This is a genomic window from Bacillus sp. EB V-12 (genome assembly GCF_056158125.1).
Window position 1 is genome coordinate 193,493 of sequence record NZ_JBUXJL010000001.1, and the last position, 17,464, is coordinate 210,956.

Annotated in this window: 15 protein-coding genes; 13 read left to right on the top strand and 2 right to left on the bottom strand. The window is 36.9% G+C overall.

The features are described 5' to 3' along the window. The first annotated feature begins 507 nt into the window (after positions 1-507). The 7 genes from ACZDYH_RS01045 to ysxC all read left to right on the top strand — a co-directional run bounded on the left by ACZDYH_RS01045 (position 508) and on the right by ysxC (position 9,946). Positions 508-756, top strand: a complete 249-nt coding sequence (locus ACZDYH_RS01045) for a hypothetical protein (RefSeq protein ID WP_001983650.1) — start codon at positions 508-510, stop codon at positions 754-756. Positions 757-953: 197 nt separating this feature from the next. Further along, complete coding sequence (locus ACZDYH_RS01050; RefSeq protein WP_006921228.1) at positions 954-1,952, top strand: hypothetical protein; 999 nt, start codon at positions 954-956, stop codon at positions 1,950-1,952. Positions 1,953-2,261: 309 nt separating this feature from the next. Continuing rightward, complete coding sequence (gene tig / locus ACZDYH_RS01055; RefSeq protein ID WP_000105215.1) at positions 2,262-3,539, top strand: trigger factor; 1,278 nt, start codon at positions 2,262-2,264, stop codon at positions 3,537-3,539. A gap of 264 nt (positions 3,540-3,803) precedes the next feature. After that, the gene (clpX, locus tag ACZDYH_RS01060) at positions 3,804-5,063 is read left to right on the top strand and encodes an ATP-dependent protease ATP-binding subunit ClpX (protein WP_000472289.1); all 1,260 of its coding nucleotides are present in this window, start codon (positions 3,804-3,806) and stop codon (positions 5,061-5,063) included. A 106-nt stretch (positions 5,064-5,169) separates the two neighbouring features. Then, on the top strand, positions 5,170-6,840 hold the full coding sequence (lonB, locus tag ACZDYH_RS01065; RefSeq protein ID WP_000119170.1) for an ATP-dependent protease LonB: 1,671 nt from the start codon (positions 5,170-5,172) through the stop codon (positions 6,838-6,840). A 182-nt stretch (positions 6,841-7,022) separates the two neighbouring features. Then, positions 7,023-9,353, top strand: a complete 2,331-nt coding sequence (lon, locus tag ACZDYH_RS01070) for an endopeptidase La (protein ID WP_000097285.1) — start codon at positions 7,023-7,025, stop codon at positions 9,351-9,353. Further along, on the top strand, positions 9,350-9,946 hold the full coding sequence (gene ysxC, locus ACZDYH_RS01075; RefSeq protein WP_000869116.1) for a ribosome biogenesis GTP-binding protein YsxC: 597 nt from the start codon (positions 9,350-9,352) through the stop codon (positions 9,944-9,946). The genes lon and ysxC overlap by 4 nt, the downstream gene beginning before the upstream one ends. 33 nt (positions 9,947-9,979) lie before the next feature. Here the strand turns inward: ysxC and ACZDYH_RS01080 are convergent, their stop codons facing one another. Next, positions 9,980-10,396 (bottom strand): organic hydroperoxide resistance protein, encoded by a 417-nt coding sequence (locus ACZDYH_RS01080; RefSeq protein WP_000359781.1) that lies wholly within the window; start codon positions 10,394-10,396, stop codon positions 9,980-9,982. A gap of 2 nt (positions 10,397-10,398) precedes the next feature. Further along, positions 10,399-10,851, bottom strand: coding sequence for a MarR family winged helix-turn-helix transcriptional regulator (locus ACZDYH_RS01085; protein ID WP_000133916.1), 453 nt, complete (start codon positions 10,849-10,851; stop codon positions 10,399-10,401). 416 nt (positions 10,852-11,267) lie between these two features. Here ACZDYH_RS01085 and hemA point away from each other — a divergent pair, with 416 nt between their 5' ends. Genes hemA through hemL form a run of 6 tightly spaced genes read left to right on the top strand, consistent with a single transcriptional unit; the run spans position 11,268 to position 17,452 of the window. Continuing rightward, the gene (gene hemA / locus ACZDYH_RS01090) at positions 11,268-12,602 is read left to right on the top strand and encodes a glutamyl-tRNA reductase (protein ID WP_000547868.1); all 1,335 of its coding nucleotides are present in this window, start codon (positions 11,268-11,270) and stop codon (positions 12,600-12,602) included. 17 nt (positions 12,603-12,619) lie between these two features. Further along, positions 12,620-13,453, top strand: a complete 834-nt coding sequence (locus ACZDYH_RS01095; RefSeq protein ID WP_000008991.1) for a cytochrome c biogenesis protein — start codon at positions 12,620-12,622, stop codon at positions 13,451-13,453. 15 nt (positions 13,454-13,468) lie between these two features. Next, a complete protein-coding gene (gene hemC / locus ACZDYH_RS01100; RefSeq protein WP_001226395.1) occupies positions 13,469-14,398 on the top strand; it encodes a hydroxymethylbilane synthase in 930 nt (309 codons plus the stop codon). Positions 14,399-14,400: 2 nt separating this feature from the next. Beyond that, positions 14,401-15,153: a uroporphyrinogen-III synthase gene (gene hemD / locus ACZDYH_RS01105; RefSeq protein WP_000992345.1), complete on the top strand. Its 753-nt coding sequence runs from the start codon at positions 14,401-14,403 to the stop codon at positions 15,151-15,153. Positions 15,154-15,173: 20 nt separating this feature from the next. Beyond that, on the top strand, positions 15,174-16,163 hold the full coding sequence (gene hemB / locus ACZDYH_RS01110; RefSeq protein ID WP_001087065.1) for a porphobilinogen synthase: 990 nt from the start codon (positions 15,174-15,176) through the stop codon (positions 16,161-16,163). Next, complete coding sequence (gene hemL / locus ACZDYH_RS01115) at positions 16,163-17,452, top strand: glutamate-1-semialdehyde 2,1-aminomutase (protein WP_000712943.1); 1,290 nt, start codon at positions 16,163-16,165, stop codon at positions 17,450-17,452. The genes hemB and hemL overlap by 1 nt, the downstream gene beginning before the upstream one ends. Positions 17,453-17,464: the final 12 nt, after the last annotated feature.

The window sequence follows — 17,464 nt, forward strand, 5'->3', positions numbered from 1 at the left end:
TTGTAAATTAAATTCTTAATTGTACAAAAATATATTAACATGATTTTCATCCTTTGTTTTCTTGTAATACGAAAATATCTGAAGGTAAGTTAAGAAAAGTAATGAATAATTATTTTGATCCTAAATTATTTAGTAAATCTATTAGTTTAAGATTGGATTCTTCGAAAAATAACCAAGAGAAAAAAGTTAATTTTGCAAGTGATTATAGAGAAATTCCGTGAAAGCACCTCAAGCTATGTGAGGTGTTTTTCTATCCTCTTTTGAAATCTTACAATTCTGTAAGGTAACTGTAAGGTAGTTCGATGGTAACAAATTGCTAATCTTTTATAATGAAGATAACAACGATAAAACGAGGAGGCAGAAATGATGAAAGGATTAGTTGTAACGGGCTTAACGGTTGCTTTTGGATTTGTAGCGTATGAGAAATTAACGTATGTAGTTGATGTTGTGAAACATTTGATTGCTTAGAGAAAACAGCCATGAGAGGGAAAGGGAATGAGTGAATGAATGGAATGGTTATTTGGAATTATAGGTACTTGTAGTGTAGTGTTATTGTTCTTTGTCCCAAGTGGTATACTTAGTTCGACAACAAGTTTGTTCTTCTTAAGTTTGTTTGCTTGTACGATGCTTATTATTATGTTTTTAATGAAGCGAAGTAAGCCAATCTTCTATTTTAGCATGATTGTTATGGCAATTATTGTTCTCCAAATTATTACCCTTGTAATATACCCCACAATTATAAAAGCTTTCCATTAATGATGAATCCTCTGCGTTTGTTGCTGGGGATTTTTATTTGTACAATTTTAATTTTTAGTAGAGATTTATTCGTATTGGAATGTAAAAATTAAATATTTTCATATTTCAAACAAATAATTTGGGGATGTTGTGTTCTCATTACGCATTTGATATATTTACTTTGAACATAATTAAAATCAAGAAAAAGAGGCGGACGTATGGATAAAAAAGAAAATACGGTCGTATTGTTTCCGCAGCTATCAGAGCGCTATATTGATGAAGGTTTTTTAGCGTTGAAAGAGCGGAAGTTCGAAGATGCATTGCGCTGCTTTGAAATATTACGTCAGTATAATGCGGAAACGGAACAAACGGAATTAGCTTCAGTTATTTGTTTACTCGAATTAAAACGTATGGAAGAAGCGAAAGACAAATGTGAACAGTTGCTTAAAACAGGAGTTGTCTTATTTGGTGATATTCTTGAAACGTACGTGACTATTTTAGTTCAAACAAATGATTATGAAGGTGTTATTGAAACTGTTGAAAAGGTTTTACAAACGAAAGATATAATGCCTGATCAAAAGGAAAAATTAGCGCAGCTTGCTTTATTTGCAGAAGGTATGCTAAATGAGGGAGACGCATCGCTAGTGGATTCAAATTTTGAGTTGAATGAGTTTACTAATGAAATTTTTGGAGAAAACTTTGGACAGAAGCTAAGAGCGATTCAGCGACTTTCATTAAAAGACTTAGATCTTGCATTACCTATTTTAAAGAAATTTTTAATAGATGAAGAGCAACATCCCTATTTGAAAACTTCTATTTTGTATAAAATGATAGAAAGTCAGGTAGAAGAGGAAATAGAGGTAGAAAAGTTTGGGAATACGATTAAGGTAATTCCAGCATTTACAGGTCATAATGAGGAGCAATCCAATAACATTATACATAAATTATCAAGTCGATTAGAGCAAAATTATCCCGATATATTTGAAGCGATGGTTACATATTGGAAAGAATTGCAAATTAGCATTTTCCCATTCGCTCTATTAATGGATAAAGAAGAGATTTGGTCAGCTGTTTTAGAGAGAATTGGAAGAAAGCGTTTCGGATTGGCTATTGATGAAGAAGAGCTTATGGCAGCATACAATATCGAATTGGAAGAGTTTCATATTGCCTATCAATGGTTATTACGTGTTGAAAGAGAAGGATATTTGCCCGTATAATTATGAAAAAGAATCGTTCAGTTCTTGAAACGAGCATATTCTATGTTATAATGTAAGGGTTGCAAAAGGCAGAAAACTGCCTGTTTGTAAGAGAAGAGAAGTGTAATTCTCTTACTTAATATGTTTCATATTATTCTCGAACAAAATATACCGTAGTTGTCTTCTGGGCAATTAGTAGATTGGAACATTATATCTGAAAGCTTTTGCTAGAGGATTATTTGTGTATTTGTTATTTCAAAAAAGAGATAATGAAGATCTTAATCTATAGAGGTATGTGCATACATTATTATAGTTGGAGGGAAAGAATAAATGTCTACAAAATGGGAAAAATTAGAAGGTAACGTTGGCGTTTTAACAATCGAAGTTGATGCTAAAGAAGTAAACAACTCTATCGACGCTGCGTTCAAAAAAGTAGTAAAAACAATTAACGTACCAGGTTTCCGTAAAGGAAAAATGCCTCGTCCATTATTCGAACAACGCTTTGGTATTGAATCTTTATACCAAGATGCTTTAGATATCATTTTACCAAAAGCATACGGTGAAGCGATTGAAGAAGCTGGTATCTTCCCAGTTGATCATCCTGAAATCGACATCGAGAAGTTCGAAAAAAATGCTAACCTTATCTTCACTGCAAAAGTTACAGTGAAACCTGAAGTTAAATTAGGTGAGTACAAAGGTTTAGCAGTAGAAAAAGTTGAAACAACTGTAACTGACGAAGATGTAGAGAACGAATTAAAATCTTTACAAGAACGTCAAGCTGAACTAGTTGTTAAAGAAGAAGGAACTGTTGAAAACGGTGATACAGCTGTAATCGACTTCGAAGGTTTCGTTGATGGCGAAGCATTTGAAGGCGGAAAAGGCGAAAACTACTCTCTAGCAATCGGTTCTGGTACATTCATCCCAGGTTTCGAAGAGCAAGTAATCGGTCTTAAATCTGGTGAGTCTAAAGACGTTGAAGTATCATTCCCAGAAGAGTACCATGCTGCTGAATTAGCTGGCAAACCAGCAACATTCAAAGTAACAATTCACGAAATCAAAACAAAAGAACTTCCTGAGTTAAACGACGAGTTCGCTAAAGAAGCAGACGAAGCGGTTGCAACTCTTGATGAATTAAAAGCAAAACTTCGCACAAACTTAGAAGAAGGCAAAAAGCACGAAGCTGAGCACAAAGTACGTGACGAAGTAGTAGAATTAGCTGCTGCTAACGCTGAAATCGAAATTCCAGAAGCTATGATCAACACTGAGTTAGATCGTATGGTTCGTGAATTCGAGCAACGTTTAAGCCAACAAGGTATGAACCTTGAGCTTTACTACCAATTCACAGGTACTGATGCTGACAAATTAAAAGAGCAAATGAAAGAAGATGCACAAAAACGTGTAAGAATCAATCTTGTTCTTGAAGCTATCATTGAAGCTGAAAACATCGAAGTTACTGAAGAAGAAGTAACTGCAGAAGTTGAAAAAATGGCTGAAATGTACGGTATGCCAGTAGACGCTATCAAGCAAGCTCTTGGAAGCGTAGACGCTTTAGCTGAAGATCTTAAAGTGCGTAAAGCTGTAGACTTCTTAGTAGAAAACGCTGCATAATAAAATAACAAGGCACGATTAAAATCGTGCCTTGTTTTATAAATATAGAAATATATTTATAAAACTTTTCGATGGAGAAGGAAAAGTTCCTTTACAAGTCGAATATACATATTTCAAAAGTTTTAAAAATTTTTTATTTGTACATAACTAGTCATATTATTTGTATTTCTCGCCACGTAGTGACATAATATGTATTTACATACGATACATTTATCGTGTACATACGAAGGCAAGAGGTTAGCACTTTGTAAGGGGTGTGAAAATATGTTTAAATTTAATGATGAAAAAGGGCAATTAAAATGTTCTTTCTGTGGTAAAACACAAACGCAAGTTCGAAAGTTAGTGGCAGGTCCAGGTGTTTACATTTGTGACGAGTGTATCGAACTTTGTACTGAAATTGTACAAGAGGAGCTTGCGAAGGACGAAGAAGTAGAATTCAAAGATGTACCGAAACCGGTAGAAATTCGTGAAATCTTAGATGAGTATGTCATCGGGCAAGATAGCGCGAAAAAAGCACTAGCGGTAGCGGTATATAACCATTACAAACGCATTAATTCTAACAGCAAAATTGATGATGTAGAATTAGCGAAGAGTAATATCGCACTTATCGGGCCAACAGGTAGTGGTAAAACATTACTGGCACAAACTTTAGCGCGTATTTTAAATGTTCCATTTGCAATCGCGGACGCAACATCTTTAACAGAAGCTGGATATGTTGGGGAAGATGTAGAAAATATCTTACTAAAATTAATTCAAGCAGCTGATTATGATGTAGAGAAAGCGGAAAAAGGAATCATTTATATTGATGAGATTGATAAAGTGGCACGTAAGTCCGAAAATCCATCAATTACACGTGATGTATCTGGTGAAGGTGTGCAGCAGGCACTTCTGAAAATTTTAGAGGGTACTGTAGCAAGCGTTCCACCTCAAGGTGGTCGTAAGCATCCGCACCAAGAGTTTATTCAAATTGATACAACGAACATCTTATTCATTTGTGGTGGAGCGTTTGATGGCATTGAGCCGATTATTAAACGTCGCCTTGGTGAAAAAGTAATTGGATTTGGTTCTGAGAAGAAAAATGCTGATGTGAATGAGAAGCATGTTTTATCTCACGTATTACCAGAGGATCTTTTAAGATTTGGTTTAATTCCAGAGTTTATCGGTCGTCTTCCAGTTATTGCGAACCTAGAGCCACTTGATGAAGATGCTCTTGTTGATATTTTAACGAAACCGAAAAATGCACTTGTTAAGCAATTCCAAAAATTATTGGAGCTTGACGATGTTGAGTTAGAGTTTGAAGAAGGTGCACTAATCGAAATTGCGAAAAAAGCAATTGAACGTAAAACGGGTGCTCGTGGACTTCGTTCTATTATTGAAGGCTTAATGCTTGATGTAATGTTCGAACTTCCATCTCGTAAAGATATCGAGAAGTGTATTCTTACAAAAGAAACAGTAGCTGATAATGAGCCGCCAAAATTGGTGTTACAAGACGGTACTGTACTTGATACAAAAACATCTGCATAATGCGAAAGGGAAACAGCAATTTTTATAATTGCTGTTTTTCTTTATGTTTAGCTACGTTCCTCCGCGGAAATACTAAGAGATAAAATATTGCGGGAGGAAATAAATAATGAGCTGGACAAATATATTTTTAGTTGTTCAACTTGTTTTTGGTGTAATTGTCGGATTGTATTTCTGGCATTTACTTCGAAATCAACGAACACAAAAAGTTTCAATTGATCGAGAATCGAAAAAAGAATTAGAACAGCTTCGTAAAATGCGTGAGATTTCTTTAACAGAGCCGCTAGCAGAAAAGGTGCGTCCTACAACCTTTTTAGATATTGTAGGGCAAGAGGACGGAATTAAGTCGTTAAAAGCGGCTCTTTGTGGTCCGAATCCGCAACATGTAATCATATATGGCCCGCCAGGTGTTGGGAAAACAGCGGCAGCACGTCTTGTATTAGAAGAAGCGAAACGAAATCCTAAATCTCCATTTCGTACGAATGCAACATTTATTGAACTTGATGCGACAACAGCTCGGTTTGATGAACGTGGTATCGCAGACCCTTTAATAGGTTCGGTGCATGATCCGATTTATCAAGGTGCTGGGGCGATGGGGCAAGCAGGTATTCCGCAACCGAAAAAAGGTGCTGTAACAGATGCACATGGTGGTATTTTGTTTATTGATGAGATTGGCGAGCTCCATCCGATTCAAATGAATAAAATGTTAAAGGTGTTAGAAGATCGAAAAGTATTTTTAGAAAGTGCGTACTATAGTGAAGAAAATACGATGATCCCAACATATATACATGATATTTTCCAAAAAGGCTTACCGGCAGATTTTCGCTTAGTTGGAGCAACGACACGTTCGCCAGAGGAAATTCCTCCTGCTATTCGGTCACGTTGCTTAGAAGTATTTTTCCGTGAATTAGATACGGAAGAAATTCAAAAAGTAGCGAAAAATGCCGCGGAAAAAGTGGAAATGCAAATAGGTGAAAATGGTATTGAAATGATCGGGATGTATGCAAGGAATGGACGAGAAGCGATTAATCTCGTGCAAATCTCTGCTGGTATGGCGATAAATGAAGAACGTTCTTTCATTAAGGATGAAGATATAGAGTGGGTTGTTCACTCAAGTCAGCTTACACCGAAATATGAAAAGCACATTTATCCGATTCCAAGGATTGGTCTTGTAAATGGTCTTGCTGTATACGGACCAAATACAGGTGCGTTATTAGAAATTGAAGTAACAGCAATCAAGGCGAAAGATAAAGGATCGGTAAATGTTACCGGAATTGTGGAAGAAGAAAGTATTGGTAGTCAAACGAAATCGATTCGTCGTAAAAGTATGGCGAAAGGCTCTGTTGATAATGTATTAACAGTACTTCGTTCTTTAGATGTGTTGCCAGAAGGATATGATATACATATTAATTTTCCAGGTGGTATCCCAATTGATGGACCTTCTGCAGGAATCGCTATGGCAACAGGTGTATATTCTGCGGTGCACCGCACGTATGTAAATAATGAAGTAGCGATGACAGGGGAAATAAGTATACACGGAGAAGTAAAACCTATTGGTGGCGTGTACGCAAAAATAAAAGCTGCGAAAAAAGCGGGAGCTAAGAAAGTCATTATTCCTGCTGAAAATATGCAACCATTTTTGTATACGATCAAGGGAATTGAAATTATTCCTGTCCGTAAGTTAAAAGAAGTATTTGAGTTAACGTTTATGCAAGAAAATATGCATAGAGAGCTAGATGTACATACTCACGTAGACGAAACAGATGCACAATCTATGTAAAAATAAACAATAATAAAATTTGCCAGACTTCGTTTAAGTTTGTATGCTTAATCGGAGTCTTTTTTCTTTTCGTGAGGTAGAAAAACAAGCTATTTACAATTGCGCGGAATCTCAGCAATTGCATCTAGGTGTATTGTAATATAAAATAGTTGAACAGGAGTTTAATTTATTATGGAGGTGCTATGTCTAGTATGAATACGAACGAAAGAATCGTGCCCCTCCTACCATTAAGAGGCGTTCTCGTATATCCAACGATGGTTTTGCATCTTGATGTAGGACGTGATAAATCGATACAAGCACTAGAGCAGGCGGCAATGGATGAAAATATCATCTTTTTAGCAATGCAAAAAGAAATGAATATCGATGATCCGAAAGAAGATGACATATATAGTGTAGGTACGGTGGCGAAAGTGAAGCAAATGTTAAAATTGCCGAACGGTACGCTTCGTGTCCTTGTGGAAGGTTTACATAGAGCAGAAGTAATAGAGTTTATCGAAGAAGAAAATGTAGTACAAGTGTCTATTAAAACGGTAACTGAAGAAGTAGAAGATGATTTAGAAGAGAAAGCTTTTATGCGTACGTTACTGGAGCATTTCGAACAATATATTAAAGTCTCGAAAAAAGTTTCAAATGAAACATTTGCAACGGTAGCTGATGTGGAAGAACCAGGGAGATTAGCTGATCTAATTGCTTCTCACTTGCCGATTAAAACGAAGCAGAAACAAGAGATTCTAGAGATTGTATCTGTAAAAGAACGATTACAAACACTTATTTCAATTATTCAAGATGAACAAGAGTTACTTAGCCTAGAAAAGAAAATTGGGCAAAAAGTGAAACGTTCCATGGAGCGCACGCAAAAAGAATATTTCTTACGTGAGCAAATGAAGGCGATTCAAACTGAACTTGGCGACAAAGAAGGCAAGGGCGGAGAAGTAGAAGAACTTCGTGAGAAAATTGAACAGTCAGGAATGCCGGAAGAAACAATGAAGGCTGCGCTGAAAGAATTAGATCGTTATGAAAAGTTACCAGCAAGTTCTGCGGAGAGTGGTGTTATTCGCAATTATATTGATTGGTTATTAGCGCTTCCGTGGACAGAGGCAACAGAAGATATAATTGATCTTGCTCATTCGGAAGAGATTTTAAATAACGATCATTACGGTCTTGAAAAAGTGAAAGAGCGTGTACTTGAATATTTAGCTGTACAGAAGTTAACGAATTCATTAAAAGGACCTATCCTTTGTTTAGTAGGCCCTCCTGGGGTCGGCAAAACTTCGTTAGCGCGTTCAATTGCAACATCATTGAATCGTAACTTCGTCCGTGTATCTCTTGGTGGTGTGCGTGATGAATCTGAAATTCGTGGTCACCGCCGTACATATGTTGGAGCAATGCCAGGACGCATTATTCAAGGTATGAAAAAGGCGAAAACAGTTAATCCAGTCTTCTTATTAGATGAGATTGATAAAATGTCTAATGATTTCCGTGGAGATCCATCAGCGGCATTACTTGAAGTATTAGATCCAGAACAAAACCATAACTTCAGTGATCATTACATTGAAGAACCATATGATCTATCAAAAGTTATGTTTGTAGCAACTGCTAATACACTTTCAAGTATTCCAGGTCCATTACTTGACCGTATGGAAATCATTTCGATTGCTGGCTATACAGAACTTGAAAAAGTACACATTGCTCGTGAGCATTTATTGCCGAAACAATTAAAAGAACATGGCTTACGAAAAGGTAATTTACAAGTGCGTGATGAAGCGCTGCTTGAGATTATTCGTTATTATACACGTGAGGCTGGTGTTCGTACGCTAGAGCGCCAAATTGCAAAAGTTTGCCGTAAAGTAGCGAAGATTATCGTTACAGCAGAACGTAAACGTATCGTTGTGACAGAGAAAAAGATTGTTGATTTACTTGGTAAACACATATTCCGTTATGGGCAAGCTGAAAAAACAGACCAAGTTGGTATGGCAACAGGTCTAGCTTACACAGCAGCAGGCGGCGATACACTTGCCATTGAAGTTTCTGTAGCGCCAGGAAAAGGGAAACTAATTTTAACAGGGAAACTTGGGGATGTTATGAAAGAATCAGCACAAGCTGCGTTTAGTTATATACGTTCTCGTGCAGAAGAGCTTCAGATCGATCCGAATTTCCATGAGAAAAATGATATTCATATTCACGTTCCAGAAGGAGCGGTTCCAAAAGACGGACCGTCAGCAGGTATTACGATGGCAACGGCACTTATTTCTGCGCTAACAGGTATTCCTGTAAGTAAAGAAGTGGGTATGACAGGTGAAATTACACTTCGTGGTCGTGTATTACCAATTGGTGGTTTAAAAGAAAAAACATTAAGTGCTCACCGCGCAGGCTTAACAAAAATTATTTTGCCAGCAGAAAACGAGAAAGATTTAGATGATATTCCAGAGAGCGTAAAAGAAAACCTTACGTTTGTGCTTGCATCTCATTTAGATGAAGTATTGGAGCACGCATTAGTAGGAGTGAAACAATGAAAGTAACAAAAGCAGATATTGTAATTAGTGCTGTTAAACCAGAACAATATCCAGACAGTGATTTACCAGAAATTGCATTAGCAGGTCGTTCAAATGTGGGGAAGTCTTCCTTTATTAATAAAATTTTAAATCGTAAAAAGTTAGTACGTATTTCTTCTAAACCAGGAAAAACGCAAACGCTGAACTTTTTCTTAATCAATGAGATGATGCACTTTGTTGACGTTCCAGGTTATGGATATGCGAAAGTATCTAAATCGGAGCGCGCTGCATGGGGGAAAATGATTGAAACGTACTTTACAACGCGTGAACAATTAGACGCAGCTGTATTAGTAGTTGATTTACGTCACCAACCAACAAGTGATGACGTGATGATGTATGATTTCTTAAAGCATTATGAAATCCCAACAATTATTATTGCGACGAAAGCCGATAAAATTCCGAAAGGGAAATGGCAAAAGCATTTAAAAGTTGTAAAAGAAACGCTTGCTGTTGAAATTGGCGATGAAATTGTTCTATTCTCTTCTGAAACAGGACTTGGAAAAGAAGAAGCGTGGAAAGCAATTCATAAATTTACAAAAACAAAAAACGCGTGACGAATGTCGCGCGTTTTTGTTTTGCTAAATTTTTTAGCGTACGTTTAATGTAACTTCAATATTTCCTCGTGTTGCTTTCGAGTAAGGACATACACCGTGAGCCGCTTCCACAAGTTCTTGTGCTTCGCTATGTGAAACGCCAGCCACATGTACATCAAGTACAGCAGATAGGCCGAAACCACCATCTGTATCTTTTCCGATAGAAACGTGAGCAGTTACTTCTGTACTTTCTACTTTCACACGTTTTGTACGAATGACAAGTTGTAATGCACTATCGAAACAAGCTGCATAACCAGCTGCAAATAGTTGTTCTGGATTTGTTGCTTCTCCGCCTGCACCACCTAGTGCTTTCGGCATTTTTACATCAAGATTTAATATGCCATCATCTGAAACTACTTTCCCATTTCTTCCACCTGTTGCTGTTACTGAAGCAGTATATAATTTATCCATATTTATTCCCCTTTTCCATCATTAATTGTTTTCATTGTGTCAATCAGTTTATTTAGTTGAATTAATAAAGAGCGATATTCTTGCTCTGTAATTCCTAAGTTTGTAGCCATCGTTGTCGGTAATGAACAAGCCTTTTCCTTTAAATCTTTGCCCTGTTCTGTTAATTCAATACAAACTTTTCGCTCGTCTTCTTTGGAACGAACACGTTTTACAAGTTTTAATGATTCCATACGTTTTAACATAGGTGTTAACGTACCAGAATCTAAAAATAGACGTTCTCCAATTTCTTTTACTGTTAGTCCATCTTGCTCCCATAGTACGAGTAAAGTAATGTACTGGGGATACGTAATACCCATTTCTTCTAAATAAGGTCGATAAAAACGAGTAACCTCTCTAGAGCAGGCGTAAATAGAAAAACAAAGTTGGTTATCTAGATGCAAAGAGTCTTCTGTCATAAATAACTCCCTTCTAATTAAGTTGTGCACAATTTAATTTTGTAAAACTAATATAACGAAAAAGAAATGCAATGTCAAATACATTGTATTGAGAAAGTCTTTGTTACATTTTGGAACAATCATACATATTTTCCTTCATGATGAAAGAAGATAGGGAAGATGATGTTATAATTTATATGGAATAGTTTCCATCACTTGATTATGAGGGCTTTTTTTGGTAACGTACAAATAGAGTTATTAATTTATAATCATTATAAAGTAGAATTTTTTTTATTAGTGTTACTGAATCTCCTTTATTACATACGGAGAATAATTAAAAAATAATCGGTTGTTCACACGATTGTCAGATTCATAAGAGGAAAGTTGTATTATGATAGTAGATAAAGTGATAAAACGGGTGAAGGGGGACATGCTGCGTGCATATTCTTGTTGTTAGTGTAAATTATCGAACAGCCCCTGTAGAATTTCGTGAGAAACTCACATTTCAGGCAGCAGAACTAGAGCGAGCGATGACTACATTACAAAATCAAAAGAGCGTGTTAGAGAATGTCATTGTATCAACTTGTAATCGCACTGAGATTTATGCTGTTGTCGATCAATTACACACGGGACGGTATTATATTAAGAAGTTTTTAGCTGATTGGTTTCAGCTTGAAATAGAAGAAGTCGCGCCATATTTAACTATTTTTGAACAAGATGGCGCAATAGATCATTTATTCCGCGTAACGTGCGGTTTAGATTCAATGGTAGTCGGAGAAACGCAGATTTTAGGTCAAATAAAAGATAGCTTTTTAGAAGCGCAACAAGTTAAAGCAACAGGCACAATTTTTAATGAATTGTTTAAGCAAGTCATTACATTAGCAAAACGTGCCCACTCAGAAACAACAATTGGTGAAAGTGCGATGTCTGTTAGTTATGCTGCTGTTGAGCTTGGAAAGAAAATATTTGGCGAGTTAACAGATTGTCATGTGCTTATTCTTGGTGCTGGTAAAATGGGCGAACTTGCACTACAAAACTTATATGGAAGTGGTGCTCGTAAAGTAACAGTTATGAATAGGACGCTTTCGAAAGCAGAAGTAATGGCTGAGAAATATATGGGACATGCAAAATCGTTAAGCGAATTACAATGTGCATTATTAGAAGCAGATATTTTAATTAGTTCAACTGGTGCATCTGAGTATGTCATTACGAAAGAGATGATGACAAAGGTGGAGAAAATGCGCTCTGGTCGTCCATTATTTATGGTTGACATTGCAGTGCCGCGTGATATTGATCCAGCGATTGATGAGCTAGAAGGTTCTTTCTTGTATGATATTGATGATTTACAAGGAGTAGTGGAGGCAAACCGTGCTGAGCGTTTGAAAGAGGCAGAGAAAATTCAATTTATGATTGAAGAGGAAATTGTTCTATTTAAAACGTGGTTAAGTACACTTGGTGTTGTTCCATTAATATCAGCTCTTCGTGATAAGGCACTTGCAATCCAAAGTGAAACGATGGTAAGCCTAGAGCGAAAAATACCAAACCTTAGTGATCGTGAGAAAAAAGTTATTAGTAAGCATACGAAAAGTATTATTAATCAATTATTAAAAGACCCAATTTTAGTAGCGAAAGAAATAGCTGCTGAAGAGGGAGCGAGCGAAAAATTAGCGTTATTTGCAAAGATTTTTGATTTAGAAACGGAAGAAGTAGAGAGTCGTGCGGAAGAAGTAGAACATAAAAGAGTGTGGACACCATCCGTTCCATCTTTATAATTTGGAAGGATGATCGGATGAGTTTTTTAAATAACAGTATTATTTATCATATTGCAATTATTTTATATGCTTGTAGCATTAGTTTATATTTTATAGATTATTTCCAAAGTAACCGAAAGGCGAACCGATTTGCTTTTTGGTTACTTGCGATTGTATGGGTCCTGCAGTCTATTTTTATGTTGCTTAGAGCTACAGATTCAGAAACGAATCCTATTTTAACTTTATTATCAGGGATTTATTTTTATGTTTGGTTATTGATTACGATGTCGTTAGTTATTAATCGATTTATGAGAATTGACTTTTTAGTCTTTTTTACAAATGTTGTAGCATTTGGCGTAAGCGCTTTTTCTATTTTTACACCGCTCGGAAAGATGTCGCCAGTACTTGCGGAACAATTAGTTTCAGAACTTGTATACGTGCATGTCGGTATGGCAATTATTTCTTACGCAACGTTTACTGTATCGTTCATTTTTTCTATTATGTATTTATTGCAATATCGCCTATTAAAAAAGAAAAAATGGAATGCGAGATTAAGAAGGTTAGGGAATTTACCGAAGCTAGAATCTATGTCTTACGGATTAAATTTATTTTCTGTTCCATTTTTCTTACTAGCAATTTTATTAGGATGTATATGGGGATATACAAAATTGGATAATTTCCATTGGTATGATACGAAAGTAATCGGATCTTTTGTCGTTCTATTTGTGTATTGCACAGGTTTATATTTACGAGCGGCAGATGTGTTGCAAGGTAAGAAAATTGTACAGTGGAATATCGGATCGTTTCTCGTAATGCTAGTAAACATTTTTCTATTAAGCAGTTTGTCCAATTTCCACTTTTGGTATTTATAATGAGGAGAGAGAATTATGCGCAAAATTATTGTAGGATCACGAAAGAGTAAACTAGCATTAACGCAAACAAACTGGTTTATTGATCAGTTAAAAGCCCTAGGTCTACCATATGAATTTGAAGTGAAAGAAATTGTCACAAAAGGTGATGTTATTTTAGATGTTACTCTTTCAAAAGTAGGCGGAAAAGGCTTGTTCGTTAAAGAAATTGAGCATGCGTTACTTACGAAAGAAATCGATATGGCTGTACATAGTATGAAAGATATGCCAGCCGTACTTCCAGAAGGTTTAATGATTGGCTGTACACCAAAGCGTGTTGATCCTCGTGATGCTTTTATCTCAAAAAATGGAGCATCGTTTAAAGAATTAGCGGAAGGTGCTATTTTAGGTACGAGTAGTTTAAGACGTAGTGCACAGCTACTCGCTGCGAGACCAGATTTACAAGTGAAGTGGATTCGCGGGAATATCGATACACGTTTACGTAAATTAAAAGAAGAAGATTACGATGCGATTATTTTAGCGACAGCTGGATTACAAAGAATGGGCTGGGATGATGATGTTATTACAGAACATTTAGATGATACGTTATGTGTACCTGCTGTAGGACAAGGTGCATTAGCGATTGAGTGTCGTGAGGATGATAAGGATTTATTGCAGTTGTTAGCGCATATTAATGATACGATAACAGAAAGAACAGTGGCAGCGGAGCGAGTATTTCTTCATAAACTTGAAGGTGGATGCCAAGTTCCAATTGCTGGATATGCAACCCTTACAGAAAACGATGCAATCGAATTAACAGCTCTTGTCGGCTCTATGGATGGCTCTGTTTTATTAAAAGAGACAGTAGTGGGTACTAATCCTGAGGAAGTAGGGTTAGAGGCCGCGGACCGTTTAATTAAACAAGGCGCCAAAGAACTCATTCTTGCTGCAAATAAGGAGCAACAATAAATATGAACGCTCTCGCTGGAAAAACGGTATTGATTACACGTGCCCAGCATCAAGCGAAACAAATGAGTGTAGCAGTGAAAGAAAAGAGCGGAATTCCATTGGAAATTCCGCTTTTGCGTATGGAAGGTATGTCTCATAGGCAAATTCAACATATTGAAGAGCAGCTACATTCATACGACTGGGTTATTTTTACGAGCAGAAATGGTGTAGCTTTTTTTCTAGATAGTTTAAAAAAGAAACTACCACTAACCATTAAAATCGCTGCGGTAGGTGTGAAAACAAAATTAGAGTTAGAAAAAAGGGGCTATCAAGTTCATTTTGTTCCGACTTCATTTGTTGCAGAAGCATTTGCAGAAGAGTTTCTAAAAGAATTAAGTGGAAACGAACGTATTTTATTTCCGAAAGGGAATTTAGCAAGAGAGATAATTCCGGTTGCACTTCGGGAAATTGGTGTTTCTCTAGATGAGCTAATCGTATACGGTACGAAAGTGAATATAGAAAAAAAGCAAGAACTTATAGCAGCATTGAAGTTAGGGAAAGTAGACATTATTACATTTACGAGCCCTTCAACTGTTACTAGTTTTGTTCGTTTACTTGAGGGTACAAACTGGAGAGAATGGACAAAAAAATGTACAATTGCTTGTATAGGACCTATTACGGAAAAAGAGGCAAGTCTTTATTTTCCGTCTGTTATTGTGCCGAAAGAGTACACTGTAGAAGCATTACTACAATATGTTTGTGAATCTATAAAATGAAAGAATGGGGATAGAAATCTATGAACTCTTTACAATTTAATCGTCATCGTCGTTTAAGACAAAGCGGGGGCATGCGTGCACTTGTGCGTGAAACGTTTTTACATACGGAAGATTTTATTTACCCTATTTTTGTATTAGAAGGTGAAAATGTTCGTAATGAAGTTCCTTCTATGCCGGGCGTATATCAAATGTCTTTAGATTTATTGCAAGCTGAAATGCAAGAAGTTGTTGATTTAGGTATTCGTTCTGTTATTGTATTTGGTTTACCTGCTGAAAAGGATGAAGTTGGATCATCAGCATATTGTGATCATGGAATTGTACAACGTGCTATTCAGCAAATTAAAGGTGATTTCCCTGAGCTAGTAGTAGTTGCAGACACATGTTTATGTCAATTTACAAGCCATGGCCATTGCGGTGTAATTGAAGATGGGATTATTTTAAATGACGAGTCTCTTGCAGTTCTTGCGAAAACAGCTGTAAGTCAAGCGAAAGCAGGAGCGGACATTATTGCACCATCAAACATGATGGACGGCTTCGTAACAGCAATTCGTCATGCATTAGACGAAAATGGTTTTGGACACGTGCCAGTTATGTCGTACGCTGTGAAATATTCATCAGCATTTTATGGACCATTCCGTGATGCTGCGCACGGTGCACCGCAATTTGGTGACCGTAAAACATATCAAATGGATCCGGCAAACCGTATGGAAGCATTCCGTGAAGCAGAATCAGATGTAATGGAAGGTGCAGATTTCTTAATCGTAAAACCAGCTCTTTCTTACTTAGATATTGTTCGTGATGTGAAAAATAACTTTAATTTACCAGTTGTCGCTTATAATGTAAGTGGTGAATATTCGATGATTAAAGCGGCAGCGCAAAATGGTTGGATTAATGAAAAAGAAGTTGTTCTTGAAAAATTAATTAGTATGAAACGTGCAGGGGCAGATTTAATTATTACGTATCATGCAAAAGATGCAGCAAGATGGTTACAAGAAGGAGGCGCTAAATAATGAAAAAGTTTGATAAGTCAATTGCAGCGTTTGAAGAGGCGCAAGACTTAATGCCTGGTGGCGTAAATAGCCCGGTTCGTGCCTTTAAGTCTGTTGGGATGAATCCGTTGTTTATGGAGCGTGGAAAAGGCTCTAAAGTATATGATATCGATGGGAATGAATACATCGACTACGTATTATCATGGGGGCCTTTAATTCATGGTCATGCAAATGATCGTGTTGTAGAAGCGTTAAAATCTGTTGCTGAAAGAGGTACAAGCTTCGGTGCACCAACAGAAATTGAAAATAAATTAGCAAAACTTGTTATTGAGCGCGTGCCATCAATTGAGATTGTGCGTATGGTTAACTCTGGAACGGAAGCAACAATGAGTGCACTACGTTTAGCTCGTGGTTATACAGGTCGTAATAAAATCTTGAAATTTATTGGTTGTTACCACGGTCATGGTGATTCGTTATTAATTAAAGCTGGTTCTGGTGTGGCGACTTTAGGTTTACCAGATAGTCCTGGTGTACCAGAAGGTGTAGCGAAAAATACGATTACAGTAGCTTATAACGATTTAGAAAGCGTAAAATACGCGTTTGAACAATTCGGTGATGATATTGCTTGTGTAATTGTAGAACCAGTAGCAGGAAATATGGGGGTTGTTCCTCCGCAGCCTGGATTTTTAGAAGGTCTTCGTGAAGTAACAGAACAAAACGGTGCATTGCTTATTTTTGATGAAGTAATGACAGGGTTCCGAGTAGCTTATAATTGTGGCCAAGGTTATTATGGCGTAACGCCTGATTTAACATGCCTAGGTAAAGTAATCGGTGGTGGTTTACCGGTAGGAGCATACGGTGGTAAAGCGGAAATTATGCGCCAAGTTGCGCCAAGCGGACCGATTTACCAAGCTGGTACTTTATCAGGTAATCCACTTGCAATGGCGGCAGGTTATGAAACGTTAGTACAGTTAACGCCAGAATCATATGTAGAATTTGAGCGTAAAGCTGAAATGTTAGAAGCTGGATTACGTAAAGCAGCTGAAAAACATGGCATTCCGCATCATATTAACCGTGCAGGCTCTATGATTGGTATTTTCTTTACAGATGAACCCGTTATTAATTACGATGCAGCAAAATCTTCAAACTTAGAATTCTTTGCGGCTTACTATCGTGAAATGGTAGAACAAGGTGTATTCTTACCACCATCTCAATTCGAAGGTTTATTCTTATCGACAGCACATAGTGATGCAGATATTGAAGCGACGATTGCAGCAGCTGAAATTGCAATGTCAAAATTAAAAGCGTAGTGTATTAGAGAA

Excerpts from the sequence above, each read along its gene's own strand:
- lon (WP_000097285.1), top strand. The coding sequence starts at position 7,023 with ATGTCTAGTATGAATACGAACGAAAGAATCGTGCCCCTCCTACCATTA.
- ACZDYH_RS01085 (WP_000133916.1), bottom strand. The coding sequence starts at position 10,851 with ATGACAGAAGACTCTTTGCATCTAGATAACCAACTTTGTTTTTCTATT.
- tig (WP_000105215.1), top strand. The coding sequence starts at position 2,262 with ATGTCTACAAAATGGGAAAAATTAGAAGGTAACGTTGGCGTTTTAACA.
- ACZDYH_RS01095 (WP_000008991.1), top strand. The coding sequence starts at position 12,620 with ATGAGTTTTTTAAATAACAGTATTATTTATCATATTGCAATTATTTTA.
- clpX (WP_000472289.1), top strand. The coding sequence starts at position 3,804 with ATGTTTAAATTTAATGATGAAAAAGGGCAATTAAAATGTTCTTTCTGT.
- ysxC (WP_000869116.1), top strand. The coding sequence starts at position 9,350 with ATGAAAGTAACAAAAGCAGATATTGTAATTAGTGCTGTTAAACCAGAA.
- lonB (WP_000119170.1), top strand. The coding sequence starts at position 5,170 with ATGAGCTGGACAAATATATTTTTAGTTGTTCAACTTGTTTTTGGTGTA.
- ACZDYH_RS01045 (WP_001983650.1), top strand. The coding sequence starts at position 508 with ATGGAATGGTTATTTGGAATTATAGGTACTTGTAGTGTAGTGTTATTG.
- hemL (WP_000712943.1), top strand. The coding sequence starts at position 16,163 with ATGAAAAAGTTTGATAAGTCAATTGCAGCGTTTGAAGAGGCGCAAGAC.
- ACZDYH_RS01080 (WP_000359781.1), bottom strand. The coding sequence starts at position 10,396 with ATGGATAAATTATATACTGCTTCAGTAACAGCAACAGGTGGAAGAAAT.
- hemB (WP_001087065.1), top strand. The coding sequence starts at position 15,174 with ATGAACTCTTTACAATTTAATCGTCATCGTCGTTTAAGACAAAGCGGG.
- hemC (WP_001226395.1), top strand. The coding sequence starts at position 13,469 with ATGCGCAAAATTATTGTAGGATCACGAAAGAGTAAACTAGCATTAACG.
- ACZDYH_RS01050 (WP_006921228.1), top strand. The coding sequence starts at position 954 with ATGGATAAAAAAGAAAATACGGTCGTATTGTTTCCGCAGCTATCAGAG.
- hemD (WP_000992345.1), top strand. The coding sequence starts at position 14,401 with ATGAACGCTCTCGCTGGAAAAACGGTATTGATTACACGTGCCCAGCAT.